Origin of the sequence: Halomonas garicola, assembly GCF_031935715.1 — a bacterium.
In the GTDB taxonomy this organism is placed as follows: domain Bacteria; phylum Pseudomonadota; class Gammaproteobacteria; order Pseudomonadales; family Halomonadaceae; genus Vreelandella; species Vreelandella garicola.
Genome location: NZ_JASSZF010000003.1, coordinates 23,914 through 43,673, shown reverse-complemented (window position 1 = coordinate 43,673; position 19,760 = coordinate 23,914). Strand labels below are relative to the sequence as shown.

Below are 19,760 nucleotides of genomic sequence, written 5' to 3'. Positions count from 1 at the left end.
CTATGCGCCATGGCGTTGATGCCTTGCCCTTGAAACCAGCATGAAGGCGTGATTACCTGTGCAGGGTGACATTTTTTTATTGAACGTTCAATTAATAACGTATTCGGAGGAATCCCATGAGCTTCTCTGCTCCCTCACCCTTGCGCTGGGTGGCCGCGCTGACGCTCGCCGCCGGCGTGCCGGCGACCGCGATGGCCCAGCAGTGCGACACCGTGCGCTTCGCCGAAGTCGGCTGGACCGACATCACCGCCACCACCGCGCTCACCGCCGAAGTGCTGGAAGGCCTGGGCTATGACACTCGGGTGGACACCGTTTCCGTGCCGATTGCCTACTCGGGCATGAAGAACAACGACTTTGACGTCTTTCTCGGCAACTGGATGCCGACTATGGCCACCATCAGCGACAGGTACGTCGACGGCGGCAGCGTCGAGCGTCTGGAGGCCAACCTCGAAGGCGCCAAGTACACCCTGGCCGTTCCCCAGTACGTCCACGACGCCGGGGTGACCTCGGTGACCGATCTTGCCGACCACGCGGACAAGTTCGATTCGCGCATCCACGGCATCGAGGCCGGCAACGACGGCAACCAGATGATCCAGGACATGATCGACGACGGCGCCTACGGCCTGGACGGCTGGCAGCTGGTGGACTCAAGCGAAGCGGGCATGCTCTCAGAGCTCAAGGCCCGCACGCCCAAGGAGAAGTGGATGGTGTTTCTGGGCTGGGAGCCGCACCCGATGAACTCCAACTTCGACATGGCCTATCTGTCCGGCGCCGACGACTATTTCGGCCCTGACTTCGGCGGCGCCACGGTGTACACCAACGCCCGCGAAGGCTACGTGGACGAGTGCCCCAACGTCGGCGCGCTGCTGGACAACCTGACGTTTACCCTGGAAATGGAAAACCAGCTGATGGCAAGCATCATGGACGAGGGCGAAGATCCTCGGGATGCCGCCCGCGCCTACCTGACGGCCAACGACGAGCTGCTCGACGAATGGCTTGACGGCGTCACCACCGTTGACGGCGAGCCGGGCGCGCCTGCGGTGCGCTCCGCGCTTAACTGATTCGGATCGAATGACGTCATCGGCGGCAAGGGCAGGAAAAAAGGGCTTGCCTTTGCCGCTATCCGCGGGCATAATGCTGCCCCGCTGATGGCGAAAAGGCTACGTAGCTCAGTTGGTTAGAGCACATCACTCATAATGATGGGGTCCCCTGTTCGAATCAGGGCGTAGCCACCACAGCGAACAAGCGCAGGCCCAGCCTGCGGCGATGGTGGCCCCTCAGGTCCTCCCGCAACGCTAAACTGCAAACCCCGCCAGGCCCGGAAGGGAGCAACGGTAGTGGTGGACGCGTGTGCCGGGATGCGGCTTTTGGGGCCGCCTCCATTTTAGCTTCTCTATTATATCCTTTCTTATTCGTTCTCCGTCTCAGGCGCTTCCCTGCGCGCTATCCGAACGTTGTCCTCTGGCGTTGCCCATTGGCTTATTCCAGCGCGTCCTTTGCCACCGACTCGAAGTCGGCCTCGAGCGCTTCGGCAGCCTCGGCCAGGGCGTCGCCGCCTTCTTCCATATAGGGCTCATAAACGGACGTCGGAAGCTTATAGGATAGCGTGGCGGTGCCGTCGGGGGCTTCGGTGACGTACATGCGGATCGGCGCTTCGATCATCGCGGCGGTGGAGGCGTGCAGAACGGTCACGGCGTAGTCGTTATTGAACAGGCCAATGACGCGATTGCCGGGAATGTCGACGCCGCGATCGGCGGCCGCCTGGGTCGGGCCGGCTTCGGTGACGACGCCGAGGTCGCTCGCCTCGGCAGCGGCCTTGACGCTATCGACCAGCGATGGGTACGACATCTCGCTTTGGTGCACGGCCCAGCCGTCACGGTCTTCGACGGTGGGCAGGGTGTCCTGCGCCCAGGCAGAGGTGGTGGCGAGAAGGGCGCAGCCGAGAAGGCTGGAGTAGATCAGTTTATACATAGAATGCTCCGGGGTCGGGGTTGAAAACCGGGTTTGAAAGGAGGGTTTGAAAGGAGGGTTTGAAAACATGGAGAGAAGGCGCCGGGACTCAACGGCTTAGAGAATCTCTACACCTTCACATTTATAATGGCCGATCAGGGTGTCTTCCTGCAGGACGTTGCCCTCAAGGTCAAAGCAGAACAGGTAGGTTTCCGTGCGGTCATTGATTTCCACACTTTTCAGGCCAATACACTCGTCGGTACGGCCGGGAACCAGCTTGAAGGAAGACACGCCGCGCTCGGGTATTCGCTCACCGACCTCCAGCGTTTTGATGTCGCTGAAGTCGGCGCTGGCGATGATCAGCGTATTGCCGCCGCGCTCTCGCTCGTCTACGGCTTCCTCGAACGGCGTCGTGGAAATTTTCCGTGGGAAGAAAATCCAGCACTGGCGGTAGGGGTGCCATTCCGCTGCCTCATGGGTCACGTAGCCTTGTTCGCCCACCCCCAGGGCATCGCGGATGCGCTGGTAGTGACGATGCCAGTTTGCGCTTTCCAGACTGTAGTGGCGGTCCAAAATCTTGATCCATTCTTCCTGGGCGTTCTTGCCGTGGCTGCCGACGATCATCCGGTCGTCTTTCAGGGTGGCCCATTCGCTCTTGAAGCCCTTGAACTGTTCGTCGCCGCTGCCGGTCATGAGGATGTGGCGGGGCACCAGCTGGTGGTTGTGGCGGATTTCGCACACCAGGCCGGTACGATCATCGAAGGTGATCAGCCGCTCGCCGAACAGCACCAGCTCGGAGAATTCGGCGCCGCGGCCGCTCTCCGCGATCAGGCTGATCAGCCGATGTTCTCCGCCTTCCTTATGTGGACTTGCTGCCATGCGGTAGCGGGCGCTGCCGGTGGCCGGATCCAGGTGACGATAGAGCTTGTCGTAGCGCAGCGTGGACTGCCAGGCCGTTTGCCCGTCCTCAAGCTCTACCTGGGAGGCGTGATCTTCATCCGTGATGATGGCGAGGGTGTATTCGTCCGTCGTCTCGTCATAGCGCTCAAGACGCTGTCGATCCGGGTGCTGGGCGGGCATAAGGCGCCTCCTGTGATGGGTACAGCCAGGGCGGATCCTGGATGACTCGGCTTTAGTGGCCGCAAAGCCTGCCGGATCGACGCTAATCCAGCAGGCTTTGTCATTCAAGGCCGGGAGGCGCGAGGCCTCAGGCCGTGCCGTCGGCGAGGGCGGCGTACTCGTCCAGGCAGTCGGGGTTGCGCAGCGAGCCGCGGTTTTTCACCGGCTTGCCGGTGACCAGCTGCAGCACGGCTTTTTCCACCTTCTTGCCGTTGAAGGTGTAGGGGACCGCAGCTACCGGGAAAATGCGCTTGGGGACGTGGCGCGGCGACGCCTCGGCGCGTAGGCGCTTGCGGATGGTGTCGCGCAGGGCGTCGTCGAGCGAGCGGCCGCCCGCGGGCACGACGAACAGCCACAGGTCCATGTTGCCGTCGCCGGTGGGATAGCCGACCACCACCGAATCGTCGACCTCATCCAGCGCTTCGACGACGCGATAGATTTCCGACGGCCCCATGCGTACCCCGCCGGGCTTGAGCATGGTGTCGCTGCGCCCGGTGATCACTACGCCGCCGGTGGGCCGCATTTCGGCGACGTCGCCGTGGGTCCAGACGTCGTCGCGGTCGCTGAAGTAGGTGTCCAGGTACCGCTGGCGACCGTCTTCTCCCCAGAACGCCAGCGGCATGGAGGGGAAGGGCTCGGTGCAGACGACATCCCCCTCGCGGCCGAAGATGGGGATATCCCGCTCGTCGACCACGGCCATGGCCATGCCCATCCCGGGGCCCTGGATTTCGCCCCGGTACACGGGCTCCGCCGGGTTGCCCATAACAAAGCAGCCGAGAATCTCGGTACCGCCGGAGATGGAGGCCAGGCAAAGGTCGGACGCCACGGCGTCGTAGACCCAGTCGAAGAGGTTGGCCGTCAGCGGCGCGCCCGAGGTGAGGATCATGCGCAGCGCGGCCAGGTCGTGGGTATCCCCCGGGCGGTAGTCGCCGTCCATCATCAGCTTGAGATACTGCGGGCTGGTGCCGAAGTGGGTGGCGCCGGTCTCGGCGACCAGGCGCCAGAGCAGGTCGGTATCGGTGTTCCCTTCGGCGTCGATCTTGGGCACCGCGGCGCCGTCGTAAAGCACCAGCGTCGCCCCGCTGGCCAGGGTAGTGACCATCCAGTTGTACATCATCCAGGCGGTCGAGGTGTAATAGAGCACGCGATCGCCGGGGCCGATGTCGCAGTGCAGCATGTGCTCCTTGCGGTGCTCGATGAGCGTGCCGCCGGTGCTGTGGACGATGCACTTGGGAAGCCCGGTGGTGCCCGAGGTATAGATGATGTAGAGCGGGTGGTTGAAGTCGAAGCGCGGATAGTCCGGCACCTCGGCGCTGCCGGCGGCAAGCTCGCCCAGCCGGGAAACCCCTATCGGCGCGGCGTCGATCTCATCGTCATTGGTCAGCAGCACTTGCTCGACGCCAAGCGTTTTGGCTACGGTGCCGATGCGCTCGCCCAGCTCGTGGATCTTGCCGTTGTAGCGGTAGCGAGACACTGCCACGAGGACCTTTGGCTCGATCTGGCCGAAGCGGTCGAGTACGCCCGAGACGCCGAACTCCGGCGCGCATACCGACCAGATGGCGCCGATCGAGGCGGTGGCCAGCACCATGACCAAAGTGTCCAGGCTGTTGGGCATGAGTCCCGCGACTCGGTCGTTTTCTTCGACGCCGAGGCGTCGCAGCGCCTGCTGGGCGCCGGCGACCCGGGCGCGCAGCTCGGCCAGGGTGACTTCGTTGCCCAGGCCGCGCTCGTCGCTTTCGATGACGGCCACGCTTGCGGGGTCGCCGGCCAGCATGTTCTCGGCAAAGTTGATCGTCGCGCCGTCAAAAAAGCGCGCTTCCATCATGCGTTTGCCGCTTGGCGTGGTCAGCACTTGGTCGTAAGGGCTCGCCTTGAGCTGCGCAAAGTCCCAGAATTCGGCCCAGAAGTCTTCCAGGCAGGCCACCGAGTAGCGGTGCAGGTCCGCGTAGCCGGCATTTTCCAGGCCCACTTGCCTGGCAAAGCGCATCATCTGTGTTGCCTGGCGCTGGCGCTCGGAGGGCGCCCAGCAGCGGGTTGGGGCAATGTCTGTGTAGCTCATGGTTGTCCGTCGTGCAGGTGAATGGAGAAATTTGGCAGCGCCGGCAGCGACCGCGCGTTGCGCTGGTTACCGGGCTAAACGGGTGTGTTCCGGCAGGCCCGCGGCCAGCGGGACGCTGATCATCCCGCCGACCAGAGCGACCCACAGCGGCGCCTCCGGCCCCCAGTGAGCGGCCACCGGCCCCAGGATCATAATGCCCAGCGCCGCCAGGCCGTTGGAAAGGCCCAGCGCCAGCCCGGACCCCAGCGAACGGTTTTCGGGGAGGATATCCTGGGCGATGAGCACGCTCAGCGGCAGCGTGGCAAAGAGGCTGATCCCCAAAACGCCGAGCACCAGCCACAGCCAGCCGCCGCTTGCCAGCAGAAAAGCGGCGAGCATCAAAGTGGCCAGGCACATGGCGGCGATCAGCAGCGGCCGGCGGCCGATTTTATCGGACAGGTGGCCGCCGCCTACGTTGCCGATCACGCCGACCACCAGCATCACCGTGATAAAGCTGGCGCCGGTGGTCAGCGAGCCGCCGGTCTGCGCCCAGGCGACCGGGACAAAGGTGATGATCGAAAAAATCATCAGCGAACGCAGGGTGGAAAAGGCGGTGAGCCGGGTAATGGGGCCGGCGTGCTGGCGCCAGGCGATCGGCGTGGCTTGGGTCGTGCGCGCCGACAGCCGCGGGGCAAACCGCAAGAGCAGCGGCAGGGTAAAAAGCGCCGGCAGCGCGAGAATCCACAGGTAGCCAAGCCCCCACTGCACCACCACCCAGCTGGCGATGGCCGGCCATACCCCGCGGCCCACTTCGCCGCCGACCATGAAGATCGACATGGACATGCCCGGCCGGTTGCCGCCCAGCTGGCGGATGCCGGCCAGCGCCTGGGGGTGGAAAAACGAGTTGGCGATGCCGATCAGCGCCAGCACCCCAAGCAATGACCAAAAGTGGGTGACAAAGCCGACCAGCGCCCCGCCCAGAGACGAGCCGGCCAGCCCCAAAACGACCATGATGCGCCCGCCCACGCGGTCGGCCAGCAGGCCCACCAGCGGCTGCAGCGCCTGGCCCATCAGCAGCGCGGCCATGATGGTGCCCGCAAGCGCCACCGACAGATTCAGCGAAACAAGAATCGCCGGCAGTACGCCGGGCAAATAGTTGGCCGCACCGTCGTTGAGAAAGTGCGCCCAGCTCATGCCCGCCAGGCGACGGGGCTGGGGGGTAGCCGATTCAGGGGAGGGGGCAGGTGCCATGGGCTATCTCCAGAGGTTGCCGCCTAAGCGACTACAGCAGCTGTTCGCGCACCGCTTCCATGGCGGGGTCGCCGTCACGGGTGGTGACGCTGTCAAGCCACTCGGCCACGGTATCCTCGTGCGCGGTGATCCATTCGCCGGCGACGTCTTCGGCGTCGCGCTCTTCACGCGAGTAGGCGTTGACCCATTCGCTCTGGACATCGCTGCCCACCACGAACTGCTCAAAGAAACGCGCGACGTTGGGATCCAAGTCTTCAAGGTCGGAGCGCACCACCGTTGCCACATGGCCTTCCAGCTCGGCGGCGCCGGAGTTGTCGGCATCCTCGAGGTAGTGCATGTCGTAGGCGACGTTCATCCAGTGCGGCTGCCAGCCGATGAAGGCGACCCATTCGTCCTTCTCGACCTTCTGGCCTACCTGGGCGAGCATGGCCGAGGCGCTGGATTCCTGCAGCTGCCAGTCGCCGAGCCCGAAGCGCTCTTCGTCGATGACCTTGAGGACGGCGTCGTTGATGCCCGAGCCGGCTTCAATGCCGTAGATGCGGCTGCCGAAGCGATCCGCGTGCTCGTCAAGGTCGGTGATGCTGCGCACGCCCGCCTGCCAGGCGTTGTCGGTGACGGCGATACCGGTGATCGCCGACGGGATGTTGTCGACAATTTCGATGACCGAGCCGTCCTCGAGCAGCGGCGCGAGCATGTCCCGCTCCTGGGGGTACCAGCCGGCCAGGTAGGCTTCGAGATCGCCCTGGGAGAGCGCGTTGAGAATCACGCTGACGGCCAGCTGACGCTGCTGGGTATCATAGCCAAGCGCTTCCAGAAGCTGGCTGGCGACTTCGCTCTTGACCGTAATGCCCGGCCACGGAGGGACGCCGAAACGCACTTCATCCAGGGTGTGCTGCGCGGACGCTGCCTGGGCGACGGGCATCGCCAGCAGAGCGAGCAGGCCCGTCGAGAGTACGCCGTTCATCAAAGGGCGCCGTGGGGTGGGGGGTAGGGTCATAGCGATGCCTCGCGTCGTGAAAATGGACCCCCTAGCCTGCATGAAGCCGGCAAAAAATGCCATTGCCCCGCCGTATCGGCTGCGTTTCACCGCCGGGTGATGACGCCGGGCGGGGCGGTAAGCCGGGAGGCTTACAGGCTGGCCTCGACCGCCGGCCAGGCCGGATCGCCGTCGCGGGTCGTCACGCCTTCCAGCATGGCCTGAACGCGCTCGGGGTGGTCTTCCAGCCACTCCCGGGCGACGACGTCCGGAGCGCGCTCCTTTTGCCCGAACTCGTTGATCATCCAGCTCTGCTCTTCGGCGGAGAAGGTAAAGTTTTTAAAGAAGCCGACCAGGTTGGCGTGGCCGTCGGCATAGGGGGTGCGCATCAGCGTCAGCACCTGGCTTTCGCCGTTGTTCTCGCCGAACAGGTCCTTGGGGTCGTCGAGGTAGCGCATGTCGAACTCAAGGTTCATCCAGTGGGGGCGCCAGCCGACCCAGACAATGGGCTCTTCGCGCTCGATGGCGTTGCGCGCCGCGCCGAGCATGGCGACCACGCTGGTATCTGCCAGCTGCCAGTCGCCGAGCCCCCAGGCGTCGCTATCGATGGCCTTGTCGAGCACCTGGCTTGCCGCCGAGCCGGCGCCGAAGCTGTGGATCTTGCCGTCGAAGAGATCGCGGTTTTCGTCCAGATCGGCAAAGCTTTGGATGCCCTGCTCGTAGAGGTAGTCGGGGACGACCAGGGTCATTTGCGCGCCGTCGACGTTATTGACCACCGTGGTGATCGCGCCGCTTTCATCGAGCGGCGTATAAAGCGGCTCCTGGGCGGGAAGCCAGCCGCCCAGAAAGACGTCGAGGTCGCCGGTGTCGAGCCCCTGGTAGATGATCTGGATACCCACTTCCTGGGTATTGGCGGTGTAGCCCATCGGCGCGAGAAGCTGGCTGGCTATCTCCGTCTTGACGGTGATGCCGGGCCAGGCGGGTACGCCGATATTGACGGTGCCGTCATCGCTTTGGGCCGGGCCTGCCAGGCCAAGCGTCAGGGGGAGGGGTATTAGTGCAGCGGTCAGGGGAATACGCATTCACATACCTTTGTTGAATAGTGGCAGTTAAACATTAGCGGCTAAACGTTGGCGATAAAACAACGTTGGCAGTTAAACGCTGCCACGCTATAGATGGCGGCGTATGGGCGGGGCGAGCGCTGGCCTTACGCCCGGCGGGCCAGCACCCGCAAGCGCGACTCCAGCAGGTCAAGGTCCAGATAGGTGCCTTGCAGGTGCCGCCGGCCGCTTTCGGGGTTGAAGGCCTTGCGCCCGTGGAGCATGCGGCGGTTGTCGAAGGCGACCATTTGCCCGGGTGCCAGGGAAAACTCGAGCTGCTGGTTGGGCTCGTGCACCAGATGCCAGAACTCGCGGTAGGCCCGGTACCAGGCGTCGGCCTGCTCCGGGGGCAGGTGCAGGGTGTCGCGTATCCAGTTGTTGAAGCGCACTTCTAAAAGCTCGCCGTCGGCGCCCAGGGTGAGGATGGGCGCGCGCCAGGCAATGTCGTGGTGATCGTCCTGGAAGCGAAAGTCGATGGGCGTTTCGCTGAGCAGCCGGAACGCCTCCGGCGAGCGTTCGCGGAGCGCTGTGGCGGCGGCAAAGCCGTCGCTGAAGGTGGACTCGCCGCCGTCGGCGCCGTTTTCCAGGCAGTAGAGCAGCTGGATATCCGGCGGCTGGCGCCAGTTGGGCAGATCGGTATGCGGCGCCAGGCCGATCGCCGTGTAGGCGGCATTGTTGGGGTTGGGCTTGGAGCGCACGTCGAACCGCGCGCCGAAGTTGGTCGGGCGCAGCGGGCCGATGCGCTCGGCCAGGCGGCTAACCTCTTCGTCGGCCAACGGGCCGTTGTCCAACAGCACCAGACCGTCGCGCAGCAGGGCGTCAAGCCAGGCGCGCTCGCCCTCGGCGCTGCCGGTAAAGTCGGCGTGGTCGACGCTGACCGGCTGAAAGCCCTCGGCCCAGGGGCGGCGCGCGGGGATAGTGTCGCCTGGCGTTTGGCCGGGACGGCGCTGATGTAGCCAGCCGGCGTCGAAGCGGCTCTGGTGGTCGTCGGCCCAGACAAGCTCAAGGTTGCCTTCCATCAGCTGCGCCCCGGGGGCGCGCTCGGGAGGCTCGAGGGGAATCGTCAGGCGCTCCCGGGTTTTGGCGTGCCGGCACTCGGGGCAGGGGCAGTGATCGCGCAGCCAGGTCAGGGAAAAGGCCGACTGTTCGCCGCTTTCCCAGGTCAGGGTGAGGCGGTCGCTGGCGGTCTCGGCGCGCATCAGAGCGGGGCCTCCGGCGTAATCGCTTAGCTCGCCCATGGGCAAAACGGGGCGCTGTTCGGCGGCTGTGGTCATATTGACTCCTTGGTGACGTCTTGGCTGCGTGGCAAGGATGGAGCTTGCCCGGCACCGTCACAAACGATTAATCTGGCCGCTATGACCCGATATAACTTATGCCAGACTTTTTCATGAGCGCGCTGCCGCCGCTAATCTGGCTGCAGGCCTTCGAATCTGCCGCCCGAACATTGAGCTTTACCGCCGCCGGCCAGGAGCTGGGCGTGACCCAGGCGGCCATCAGCCAGCGCGTACGCCTGCTCGAAGACCGCCTGGGCCAGCGGCTTTTTGTCCGCCATCCGCGCAGCCTGAGCCTTACGCCGGCGGGGCAGGCGTGGCTGCCGAGCCTTCAGGACGGCTTCACCCGGCTGACCGAAGGCACTCGGGAAGTGTTCGGCGACGCCAGCGACGCGCCGGTCACCCTGCGCACCACGCCGGTGGTGCAGCAGAACTGGCTGGCACCGCGGCTACCCGCCTTCCGGCGGCAGCATTCCGGAGTGGCGCTGCGGCTCGTCAGCGCCATCTGGCCGGACGATTTCGGCCCCGAAGGCGCCGATCTGGAAATACGCTATGGTGAGGGTGCCTGGCCCGGCATGGAGGCGCTGCCGCTTGGCGGAGAGACTATGCTGCCGGTGTGCTCCCCGGCGCTGGCCGAAGCGATTGCCCGGCCGGAAGACCTGGCAGCGCATACCCTGCTGCACGCGGCGGGGTTTGCCGTCGGCTGGCCTACCTGGCTGGATGCCGTGGGAGTGCCGGCGCTTTCTTCGCGCTGCGCGCCGCTAATCTGCGATACCCAGACCATGACGCTCGCGCTTGCCGCCCAGGGCGAAGGCGTTGCCTTGACCCACCGCCGGCTGGTAGAGCACCGCCACGACCTCGTGGTCGCGCTTAACCGACCGGTAGAAAGCCACGAAGGGTTCTGGCTAGTGCGCCCGGCGCGGCCCCGGCCGCGGCCAGAGGCCGCACTGCTTTGGGATTGGCTGAAGGATCGGCTAGATTCAGCAAGCCTTGAGGAATAACCGCCCAGCAACCCGGGGGAAATAATGGCAGAGAAGCAACAACAGACGCAGCAGGGCGGTGCCGTACGGCCGGTGCCGGCCGTTATCTCGGTGGTGGTCAAGGGCGACTCCGCGCTGCTGGTGCAGCGTTCCAAATCGCCGAACAAGGGTTTCTGGGGCTTTCCCGGCGGCAGGATCGAGCCGGGGGAGACGGTACACGAGGCCGCCGTGCGCGAGCTTCGCGAAGAAACCGGGCTAAACGCCGCCGCCGAACGCGTGCTCACCGCCATTGACGTGCTCGACCGCGATGCCGGGGCCGCGCTTAAGCACCATTTCGTGCTCATCGCCGTGCTCTGCTGCGAGCCGAGCGGTACTCTCGCCGCCGCCAGCGATGCCCTTGACGCCCGCTGGTTCCGGCTCGACGAGATCGAAAACCCCGCCCTTGCCACCAGCGCCAGAGTGATCGACCTGGCCCGGGAGGCGATGGGGAGCTAGCGCAGCTGGCTGTCTTTACTGGCCCGCCGGTTGATGCCGCTTGAGGCGGCCTGATGCTTTTCCGCTTCGGCCTGGCAGTGAATACACAGCTGCACGCCGGGGATGGCTTCGCGACGCGCCTGAGGAATCGGCGCATCGCACTCTTCGCAAAACTCCGCCGAGTCGCCGGCGTGCAGACCGCTTCTGGCACGCTCTACGGCGTCTTCAACGCTTGCGTCAATCTGATCTTGTACGGCGCCGTCGCGCGCCCAGCCGCCTGCCATTGTGAGCACCTGAACGTTGTGAGCTTTACGTCGATGATACCCGTTACCGCACGGTTTGTGCACAACCCCAGTCGATGCCGACCGCCAAGAGCGCGGTGACCTGGATGCCCATGCCGTACTCGTTCATATAATAGCGGATGAGCCACAGTGACATGCTGGCAGAGCCATGACTACACTGAGGGGAGTCTTGTTTTCAGGAGCGCTGCCCGTGGATCATCACGCCTACCGCTATGCCTTGGCCGAGCGCCTGGCCGAGAGTGAGCTGCCCTTTGCCCCCGCCGAGCTCGCGGCGCGTCGCCGGCGAGTGCACGAAGCCATGCAGACTGCCGGGCTCGAGGCGCTGTTGCTCACCGATCCCGCCGATATTTTTTACCTAACGGGGTATCACACCTTTGAAGTCTCGGTGCACGTGTGCCTGGTGGTGTCGGCCGAGCGGCTGGTGCTACAGGTGCCCTCCATCGAGGTCGGCCCCGCCGTGGTCACCGCCGCGGTAGACGAGATACTGGACTACCGCTGGGAAGGCATCGGTGAAGTCATCGAGCCACTGATCGATATCCTGGCTCCGTACCAGTCCATCGGCCTGGACGCCTTCGGCGCTGGCCTGCGCTTTGGGGTCATTCGCGAACTGCAGGCGCGTCTCGGGGCCGGGCGTTTCCGTGATGATGGGGGCGAGCTGCTCGACCGCATCCGTATCGTCAAGACACCCGCGGAGCTCGACTGCCTGCGAGAGAGTGCACGAATTACCGCGGCGGGATTGCGCGCGGCCGAGGCGATTATTGTGCCGGGCGTCACCGACAACGCGGTGGCGGCGGAGGGCAGCCGGGCCATGCTGGCGGCGGGCAGCGAGTTCATGAGCCTGCAGCCCATCGTTACTGTCGGCCGACGTATCGGCACCATTCACGTCAACCATAAGCGTCAGGTCATTGAGCGCGACGACCCGGTGTTTCTGGAGTTCGGCTCCGCTTTCCAGCGCTATACCGCGCCGATGATGCGCACCGCCGTGGCGGGCCTGGCCAGCGCCGAAATGCAGGCGTTGCGCGATGTCTGCCGTGGGATGTTTGAGGCGCTGTGCGACGCCATGCGACCGGGTGCCTCCTTCGACGATGCGGCGCAGGCCGCCGAGGCGGTGTTGGCGCCCCACATCGAGCGCGTGTTCTTTTCGGGAGTGTTTGGCTATGCGGTGGGGGCCCAGTTTCCGCCCAGCTGGGTTGAGGGGACGGGCTATATCGCTCGCGGTCAGTACGCCGAATTTGCCACCGATATGGTCTTCCATCTGCCGCTTTGCCTGCGGCTGCCGGGCCAGTGGGGGGTTGGCATGAGCGACACCGTGCGGGTCACCCCCGAGGGTGGAGCGCCGCTCACCAATAATACTTATCAGCTGTGAAGACCCTTAAACAAGGAGTAGGCTATGTCAGCGAAATACAAGATTGGCGATCATGTAACCTGGAACTCGGAAGCGGGGTGGGTTAGCGGCCACATCATCAAGGTTCATACTCGGGATTTTACCTACAAAGGCCATCCGCGTCGCGCTTCGAAGGAAGAGCCGCAGTATGAGATTGAAAGCGACAAAACAGTTCATATTGCAGCGCATAAGGAAGGTACGCTGAAAAAGATAGACTAAGGCGTCAGGTTTATAGCCAGCAAGTGCCTATCACTCCTCCTGCCAGTAATCGTTGGCGGCGGCGACGGTCTGGAAGTGGGTAGCGATTACCTGGGAAGCAGCGATCAGACTATCGGGGTCGTTGGCATAGGTTTCCCGCAGCCCCTTGCGTACGCTGGTGTCCGGCTGAGTGGTCCCTACGCCTTTCTGGGAGAGCGTGACCGCTAGCGCAAAGCCTTCCTGGGGTGTCTCAGTGATCAGGCTTGGAAGCCATTGCTCAGAGGTGGTGGATTCCTGTTGGTCTTCGGCCAATGCCGTCCCCGTCAACCCGAAAGTCAGCATTCCACCCAATACCAGCGATGGCAGTGTTCTGAATGTCCTTGCCATGGTGCGTTTTGCGTTGCTCATTCTCTCATCTCCCGGCCGAACGTTTGCGGCTGTTGTTATTCTATAAATTCAGGATTTAATAGGAAAGCTATTACTGATGCAGGCGCCTCTGCTTTATTGAATGTGATCTTTTTACAACATTCAGCATAGCAGTAGATATCGTTCGCACAAGATCAGAGCTATCGCCGTTGAATATGCCCCGAGGAGCCGGGAACAGGTCGAAGGGGGCATAGCGGTCGGATAGCCAGCCGCCAGAAGCAGGAATGCCACCCGAAGGTGGCATTCGATGCTGTCGTCCTGCTGTCGTCAGGTGACGGTATCAGGCGCCGGGCTGGTTGCTCTGTTGCCGCTGGGCGTGAGCCTGCGCCGGCTCCTGGATCTCCGGCAGGTAGCGGTAGCGTTCCTCGCCCAGTTCCGGAACGCGCTGGCGCTCCATGCGGCGAATCGCCCCGTGCATCCAGATCAGCGATATTGCCACCAGCAGGAATAGCACCATGTAAGAGCTGGTCCAGATCCCGGTAAGGTCGAGCACTGCGCCGAACAGGATCGGCAGGAAAAAGCCGCCAAGCCCGCCAATCATGCCAACCAATCCGCCTACCGAGCCGACGTTGTGCGGGTAGTAGACCGGGATGTGCTTGTAGACCGCCGCCTTGCCCAGCGACATGAAAAAGCCCAGCAGCATGGTCAATATCACCACGCCCCACAGCGGCATCGCCAGGGAGAAGGCTAACTCGCCTTCCTTGCCCTGGACCACATAGCGAGTCTCGGGGTAGGCGAGCAGGAACAGGCAGATCAGCGAGGTAATGAAAGTCAGATACATGATGGCGCGCGCTCCGTAGCGGTCCGACAGCCAGCCGCCGAGAGCGCGAAAGACGCTCGCCGGCAGGGAGTAGAGGGCCGTTAGGGTACCCGCCACGGCGATACTCACGTCGTAGGCCCCGACGTAATAGCGCGGCAGGTAGGAAGCCAGCGCCACGAAGGCGCCAAAGACAAAGAAGTAGTACAGGGAAAAGCGCCACACCTGGATATCTTTGAGAGGCGCCAGCTGCTCCCGGGCGGAGGTTGCCTTGCCGCCCTGGCCGCGCCTTGTGCGAGTCAGCGGGTCTTCCTGGGTGAATACCCAGAAGACAACGGCCATCACCGCCAGGACGATGGCATAGACCACCGCGGTACGCTCCCAGCCCACTGCCAGCAGTAAGAAGGGGGCGGCGAAATTGGTCACCGCCGCGCCGGCATTGCCGGCACCGAAGATACCCAGCGCCGTGCCCTGCGCCTCCTTCTCGAACCAGTAGGAAGTGTAGGCAATACCGACGATGAAGGAGCCCCCGGCCAGGCCTACGCCGAGGGCGGCGACCAGGAACATGGCGTAGGATTCGACGTAGGAGAGTAAAAAGACGCAGGCCGCCGTGACCAGCATCAGCAGGCTGAATACGCGCCGTCCGCCCAGCTGTTCGGTCCAGATACCCAGGAAGATACGGCTCACGGAGCCGGTCAATACCGGCGTGGCCACCAGAATCCCGAACTGGGTCTCGCTGAGGCCCAGGTCCTGCTGGATCTTGACGCCGATGATGGAAAAGATGGTCCATACCGCAAAGCAGACCGTAAACGCCAGAGTACTGAACGACAGGGCTCGATACTGTTGGGGGCGGGTGACCCCCTCGAGATGTTTCATGATGTCTCTCCATGGGTGGCGACTGAGGTTGCCTGTTTCAGTCTGGCGCCCCGCCGTCGAACGTTCTTGATACACATCAAGCGTTTGCTGTGTCTACCTCTGAAAGACCGGCGAGCTATTACCTATGGGGTAGCGCTGCCTACCCCTTGTGGCCGGGCTCTCGGAAGGCGCCCGGCGCGGCAGGGTTATGGGTTTTTGACGTAGGCATTTTTGCGCAGGTAGAACCACCAGTTGATCACAAGGCAGGCGGCGTAGAAGGCGGCGAAGCCGTACATGGCGAGCTCCGGCGTGCCGGCCTTGATCTGGTCGCCGATGACCCGTGGGGCGATGAAGGCGCCGTAGGCGGCGATGGCCGAGGTCCAGCCGAGCACCGGGCCTTTCTGGGTGGCGTCAAAGATCACCCCGATACTGCGGAAGGTGGAGCCGTTGCCGATGCCGCTGGCGGCAAACAGCACGATGAACAGCGCAAGGAAGGCCCAGAAATACTGGTTGGGGTCGGTGGCGTTGTAGGCCAGCATCATCACGTAGCCGGTGGCAACGGATGCCAGCACCATCACTATCGAAATGATCTGGGTAACGATGGCGCCGCCAAACTTGTCGGCGATCCAGCCGCCCACCGGGCGGATCAATGCGCCGACGAAGGCGCCAATCCACGACCAGGTCAGGGCGCTGGGGGCGTCGGGGTTGGTAATGCGCGTGACGCTGCCGTCGGCGGCCACGTCCATCATGTTGCCGAAGATAATGTTGATCGACAGCGGCAGCGCGGCGGAAAAGCCGATAAAGGAGCCGAAGGTGGCGGTGTAGATAATCGTCATCGCCCAGGTGTGGGAGTTGCCGAATATCCGGTACTGGTTGCGGATGGCCGGCTTGAGGCTACCCGGCAGCAGCAGTAAAAGCCCCAGGGTGAGCAGAATGGTCAAGGGCAGCGCCAGCCACATGTTGATCCAGCCAAGCGCCAGCACGCCGGCAAGCGTGGCGACCATCCCCAGCGCGTAGAGACCCAGTATCTTGCCGAACGCCGTCGCGGGACTGCCGGTCTGGGGCGAGAGCGTCTTGAGGTTGTTCATGCCGAACCAGCCGGCAAAGGCCAGCGGAATCAAAAACAGCATCCAGACGAAGCCGGCGTTCTGGATCCAGGTGTCGGTGCCGGCGTCGATGCGGCCGATCAGCGTGCCGCTGGCGCTTTCCAGGGCCATGGGGCCGCCGGCCAGGGAGCCGAATAGCCCCACGGTCATCACCAGCGGCACCAGAATCTGCATGGTGGTAACGCCAAAGTTGCCCAGGCCCGCGTTCATGCCCAGCGCATAGCCCTGCTGTTTTTTGGGGAAGAAGCCGGAGATATTGCTCATGGAGCAGGCGAAGTTGCCGCCGCCTATTCCTGACAGCAGCGCCAATGCCTGAAATATCCAGAACGGCGTGGCCGGATTCATTAGCGCAATACCGGTCCCCAGTGCCGGTATCATCAGCAGCGCAGTGGTCAGAAAAATGGTGTTGCGCCCGCCGGCGACGCGGATCATGAAGGAGGCGGGAATGCGCAGCGTGGCGCCGGCAAGCCCGGCAATGGCGGTGAGCGAGAACAGCTGATCGACGCTGAAGTCAAACCCCAGGTTTTGCATCTGGGTGGTGATCATGCCCCACATCATCCATACCGCAAACCCGAGCAGCAGGCTGGGGATGGAAACCCAGAGATTGCGGGTGGCGACGGCTTTGCCTTCCTTTTCCCAGAAGTCGGAGTTTTCGATATCCCAGCGGTCAATATCGGCGTTTTTTCTGGTCATGGCGTATCCCCTTGGACGCAGTTACCGCAAAAAGCAGCGCTACGGGGAAGATACGCATTGCCGGGACGGGAATAAACGGGGGCATGGCGGGCGGCGTTCCCGTTGGCTACTCCTTTTGGGGTAGCTTTGTTTTTGGCTAATCATCTGTTTTTGCTGTTGTTTTCACGATACGTCGGCGCCGGATGCGCTTTTCCGGCTACCACCCGGTTCTTTGGAGGTAGCCGCCGGGAACGAGCGCTTTAATGATCTGGCGCAAGACCCTGCTGCACGGCCCAGACCGCGGCCTCGACCCGGGAGCGCAGGCGGAGCTTTTTCAGCAGGTGCTTGACGTGGACCTTGACCGTGCCTTCGGTGATCTCCAGCTTGCGGGCGATCAGCTTGTTGGACATGCCGGCGGCGAGCTCGTGGAGAATTTCGCGCTCGCGCCGGGTAAGCACGTCCAGCGTGGGGGCGGTCTCGGCGTGGCGCTGGCTGCGCAGGGCCCGGGCCAGCAGGTTGGTCAAGTCGTCGCTGATGGCCATGCGGCCCAGCGTGGCCTGGCGCAGCTGGTGGACGAGCTCTTCAGGCTCCATGTCCTTGAGCAGGTAGCCGTCAGCGCCGCTGCGCAGGGCATCGACTACGTTGTCTTCCTGGTCGGATACCGTGTACATGATGATGCGGCCGGCAAAGCCGCCGTCGCGCAGCCGCCTGAGCAGCTCCAGACCGTCAATCTCGGGCATGTTCAGGTCCAGCAGGAGCATGTCGGGCTCCTGGGCGAGGGCCTGTTCCAATCCCTCTCGGGGCGAGCCGGTGTCAAACACCAGCGTCAGGTCATCTTCGATTTCCAGCAGCTGGCGGACGCCGCGGCGCAGCAGGGGATGATCGTCAATCACCATGATGGTGGCGGGAGATTCGGTGTCGACAGTTGTCATGGTCACAAACTCTCTTCTTTAATCAGTCGGTCAGCCAGGGGGGTCATGTAAAGATGCACCCCGGTACCGCCCCCTGCGCGGTTGTGCAGGTCAAGCTGGGCATCGATATGCCGCGCCCGGTCGCGCATGATCACAAGCCCGTAGTGCATGGGCGGCGAGTCATCGTTTTCCAGCCCGATCCCGTCGTCCTCGATGGCCAGGTGCAGGCGTGCCTGGCGAAAGGTGAGGCTGACGCGGGCCCAGTGGGCGTGGGCGTGCTTGACGGTATTGGCCAGGGCCTCGCGGGTGATCTGCAGCAGGTGAACCTCTTCGTTGGCGCTGAGCAGGTGGGGAGGCACCTGGTAAATCAGCTCGATGTCGAATTCCAGCCGCTCGCTGAACTCCTGCACGGTCTGCTCGAGGGCAGGCTGCAGGCCGGACTTGTCCAGCGACAGGCGGAAGGTGGTCAACAGCTCGCGCAGCTGGCGGTAGGCGCTGTTGAGCCCTTCGCGCAGATCGCCGATCACCTCGGTCTGGCGCTCGGCGGGCAGCCCCTTGGTCTGCATGCGCTCAAGCCTTGCGACCTGCATCTTGAGATATGAAAGCGACTGGGCTAGCGAATCGTGCAGCTCCCGGGCAATGATCGTGCGCTCCTTGATCAGCGACAGCTGCTGCTGCTCTTCGATGCGCTGCTCTAAATAGATCGCGGTGGCCAGCTGGTCGGCCAGGGTGTTCAGCAGCCGGTGCGTGGACGCGCCGGGCGCTTTTAGGTAGCTCACCGTGAGGTAGCCCAGGGTCAGGCGGCCGGCCACCATGGGCAGCACCAGCGCCCGAGCGTTGGCGTCAACCAGGGGAATGTTGTTGGCGCCAGACGTGTCGTCGTCGGTGCCCAGGCAGGCAAAGCAGTCAAGATCCCGGCAGTAGAGCGGGCGCTCCGGCGAATGAGTGGCCAGAATCTCCATGTCGCTGCCGTCGTGCTCGTTGTGCAGCGACAGCACAATGGGGCCGATGTCGAGCACGTTTTCCAGCCGGCGCAGCAGCGGCGCGGCGCTGGCGCAGAGGTCGTTGCCGCCGCCGTACAGGGCGTGGCTGCTGTCGTGTATGATCTGCAGGGCGTGGTTGTGGCGCTCGAGCTCGGCGGTTTTCTGCGCCACTCGGTCTTCCAGCGCCTGGTAGCTGACATCCAGCTCGGCGGCCATGTGGTCAAGCGTACGTCCCAGTTTGCCCATCTCGTTGCGGCTGGCGAAATGGCTGCGGCCGTCAAAGCGGCGCTGGCTGAACTGGCGGCTGAGCTCCATCAGCCGGCGCACCGGGCGGGCCAGGCTGCGGCGCATGTCGACAAGGGCAACCAGCAGCAAAAGCGCCACTATGCCGAGAAACACCACCTGGGTCGTGCCCATCAGGCTGATCCGCGCTTCGGTGGTGCGGGCGCGCAGGGCGACGAAGCGGTCAACCTCGCGGATATAGGCGTTGAGTTGGGCGGTGGCTCGGGTCCGCTGCGCCCGGCCGCCGTTTTCCGCCGCGTCCACGGCGGGTACGACGTGGCGGTGAAAGCGATCGCGCAGCTGCTCAAGGGCGGCGTTGATATTATCGGCGGCCTGTCGGCCGATGACGTCGCAGTGCGAACGGGCCTCGAGGGTGGTGCTATCCAGCCGGTTTTCCAGCGCCAGCACCCGGTCGAGAGGTTCGGCGTCAGCCAGGCTCAGGGCATGGATGATGCGGGCGCCGGCCAGGCGTAGCGCGCCGGCTTCGTTGATCGCCGCGGCATTGCCCCGGGTGCTGTTCGCCATGACCACGGTCAGGCCGATGCTGGCGAGTGCCAGGCTGCTGATCAGCACCAGATAAGCGACAATGCGCGCAACAAGCGAATGCCGTAAAGCGTTCATGCAACTCCCGTGAGCGAATCAGTTCCAGGGTAAGGCGCGGCCTGTGGATCATCCCTGGGCACGGGCAGTGTATTACGTCTTTGGAGGTATAAGAAGTGGTCGCG

General features: G+C 63.8%; 18 protein-coding genes, 1 tRNA gene and 1 other RNA gene. 7 read left to right on the top strand and 13 right to left on the bottom strand.

Translation table 11 applies throughout. The annotated features are described in order from the left end of the window. Positions 1-116 precede the first annotated feature (116 nt). From RS027_RS02015 to ffs, 3 genes are all read left to right on the top strand, one after another. A complete protein-coding gene (locus RS027_RS02015; protein ID WP_311953234.1) occupies positions 117-1,061 on the top strand; it encodes a choline ABC transporter substrate-binding protein in 945 nt (314 codons plus the stop codon). A gap of 97 nt (positions 1,062-1,158) precedes the next feature. Continuing rightward, a tRNA-Met gene (locus RS027_RS02010) sits at positions 1,159-1,235 on the top strand. Positions 1,236-1,276: 41 nt separating this feature from the next. Then, positions 1,277-1,373, top strand: an RNA gene (gene ffs / locus RS027_RS02005) — signal recognition particle sRNA small type. Positions 1,374-1,479: 106 nt separating this feature from the next. Here the strand turns inward: ffs and RS027_RS02000 are convergent. From RS027_RS02000 to RS027_RS01970, 7 genes are all read right to left on the bottom strand, one after another. After that, positions 1,480-1,971 (bottom strand): DUF302 domain-containing protein, encoded by a 492-nt coding sequence (locus RS027_RS02000; protein WP_311953231.1) that lies wholly within the window; start codon positions 1,969-1,971, stop codon positions 1,480-1,482. A 96-nt stretch (positions 1,972-2,067) separates the two neighbouring features. Beyond that, entirely contained in the window at positions 2,068-3,030 is a 963-nt protein-coding gene (locus RS027_RS01995) for a hypothetical protein (protein ID WP_311953227.1), read from the bottom strand. Between the two features lie 127 nt (positions 3,031-3,157). Then, positions 3,158-5,128, bottom strand: a complete 1,971-nt coding sequence (locus tag RS027_RS01990; protein ID WP_311953215.1) for an acetoacetate--CoA ligase — start codon at positions 5,126-5,128, stop codon at positions 3,158-3,160. 66 nt (positions 5,129-5,194) lie between these two features. After that, positions 5,195-6,358, bottom strand: a complete 1,164-nt coding sequence (locus RS027_RS01985; RefSeq protein ID WP_311953209.1) for an MFS transporter — start codon at positions 6,356-6,358, stop codon at positions 5,195-5,197. Positions 6,359-6,389: 31 nt separating this feature from the next. Beyond that, positions 6,390-7,322 (bottom strand): ABC transporter substrate-binding protein, encoded by a 933-nt coding sequence (locus tag RS027_RS01980; RefSeq protein ID WP_311953204.1) that lies wholly within the window; start codon positions 7,320-7,322, stop codon positions 6,390-6,392. A 164-nt stretch (positions 7,323-7,486) separates the two neighbouring features. Continuing rightward, entirely contained in the window at positions 7,487-8,416 is a 930-nt protein-coding gene (locus RS027_RS01975) for an ABC transporter substrate-binding protein (protein WP_311953200.1), read from the bottom strand. 125 nt (positions 8,417-8,541) lie between these two features. Beyond that, positions 8,542-9,708, bottom strand: coding sequence for a TauD/TfdA family dioxygenase (locus RS027_RS01970; RefSeq protein WP_311953194.1), 1,167 nt, complete (start codon positions 9,706-9,708; stop codon positions 8,542-8,544). Between the two features lie 113 nt (positions 9,709-9,821). On the opposite strand from RS027_RS01970, the gene RS027_RS01965 reads away from it, so the two are divergent. Beyond that, complete coding sequence (locus RS027_RS01965; RefSeq protein ID WP_311953521.1) at positions 9,822-10,706, top strand: LysR substrate-binding domain-containing protein; 885 nt, start codon at positions 9,822-9,824, stop codon at positions 10,704-10,706. 24 nt (positions 10,707-10,730) lie between these two features. Then, on the top strand, positions 10,731-11,180 hold the full coding sequence (locus tag RS027_RS01960) for an NUDIX hydrolase (RefSeq protein WP_311953189.1): 450 nt from the start codon (positions 10,731-10,733) through the stop codon (positions 11,178-11,180). On the opposite strand, the gene RS027_RS01955 is transcribed toward RS027_RS01960, so the two are convergent. Further along, positions 11,177-11,443 carry a DksA/TraR family C4-type zinc finger protein gene (locus tag RS027_RS01955; protein WP_311953182.1) on the bottom strand — a complete coding sequence of 89 codons (267 nt, stop codon included), beginning with the start codon at positions 11,441-11,443 and terminating at the stop codon, positions 11,177-11,179. The genes RS027_RS01960 and RS027_RS01955 overlap by 4 nt on opposite strands. Before the next feature lie 208 nt (positions 11,444-11,651). On the opposite strand from RS027_RS01955, the gene RS027_RS01950 reads away from it, so the two are divergent. Both RS027_RS01950 and RS027_RS01945 read left to right on the top strand, forming a co-directional pair. Beyond that, on the top strand, positions 11,652-12,827 hold the full coding sequence (locus RS027_RS01950; protein WP_311953178.1) for a M24 family metallopeptidase: 1,176 nt from the start codon (positions 11,652-11,654) through the stop codon (positions 12,825-12,827). A 24-nt stretch (positions 12,828-12,851) separates the two neighbouring features. Beyond that, positions 12,852-13,064, top strand: coding sequence for a hypervirulence associated TUDOR domain-containing protein (locus RS027_RS01945; protein ID WP_311953174.1), 213 nt, complete (start codon positions 12,852-12,854; stop codon positions 13,062-13,064). 30 nt (positions 13,065-13,094) lie between these two features. Here RS027_RS01945 and RS027_RS01940 read toward each other — a convergent pair whose 3' ends face one another. The 5 genes from RS027_RS01940 to RS027_RS01920 all read right to left on the bottom strand — a co-directional run bounded on the left by RS027_RS01940 (position 13,095) and on the right by RS027_RS01920 (position 19,656). Continuing rightward, positions 13,095-13,355, bottom strand: a complete 261-nt coding sequence (locus tag RS027_RS01940) for a hexameric tyrosine-coordinated heme protein (RefSeq protein WP_311953167.1) — start codon at positions 13,353-13,355, stop codon at positions 13,095-13,097. A 394-nt stretch (positions 13,356-13,749) separates the two neighbouring features. Then, positions 13,750-15,102, bottom strand: a complete 1,353-nt coding sequence (locus RS027_RS01935) for an MFS transporter (protein ID WP_311953162.1) — start codon at positions 15,100-15,102, stop codon at positions 13,750-13,752. Positions 15,103-15,287: 185 nt separating this feature from the next. Continuing rightward, positions 15,288-16,880, bottom strand: a complete 1,593-nt coding sequence (locus RS027_RS01930) for an MFS transporter (protein WP_311953157.1) — start codon at positions 16,878-16,880, stop codon at positions 15,288-15,290. Between the two features lie 239 nt (positions 16,881-17,119). Beyond that, positions 17,120-17,797 carry a two-component system response regulator NarL gene (narL, locus tag RS027_RS01925; protein WP_311953152.1) on the bottom strand — a complete coding sequence of 226 codons (678 nt, stop codon included), beginning with the start codon at positions 17,795-17,797 and terminating at the stop codon, positions 17,120-17,122. After that, the gene (locus RS027_RS01920; RefSeq protein WP_311953148.1) at positions 17,794-19,656 is read right to left on the bottom strand and encodes a histidine kinase; all 1,863 of its coding nucleotides are present in this window, start codon (positions 19,654-19,656) and stop codon (positions 17,794-17,796) included. The genes narL and RS027_RS01920 overlap by 4 nt, the downstream gene beginning before the upstream one ends. Positions 19,657-19,760: the final 104 nt, after the last annotated feature.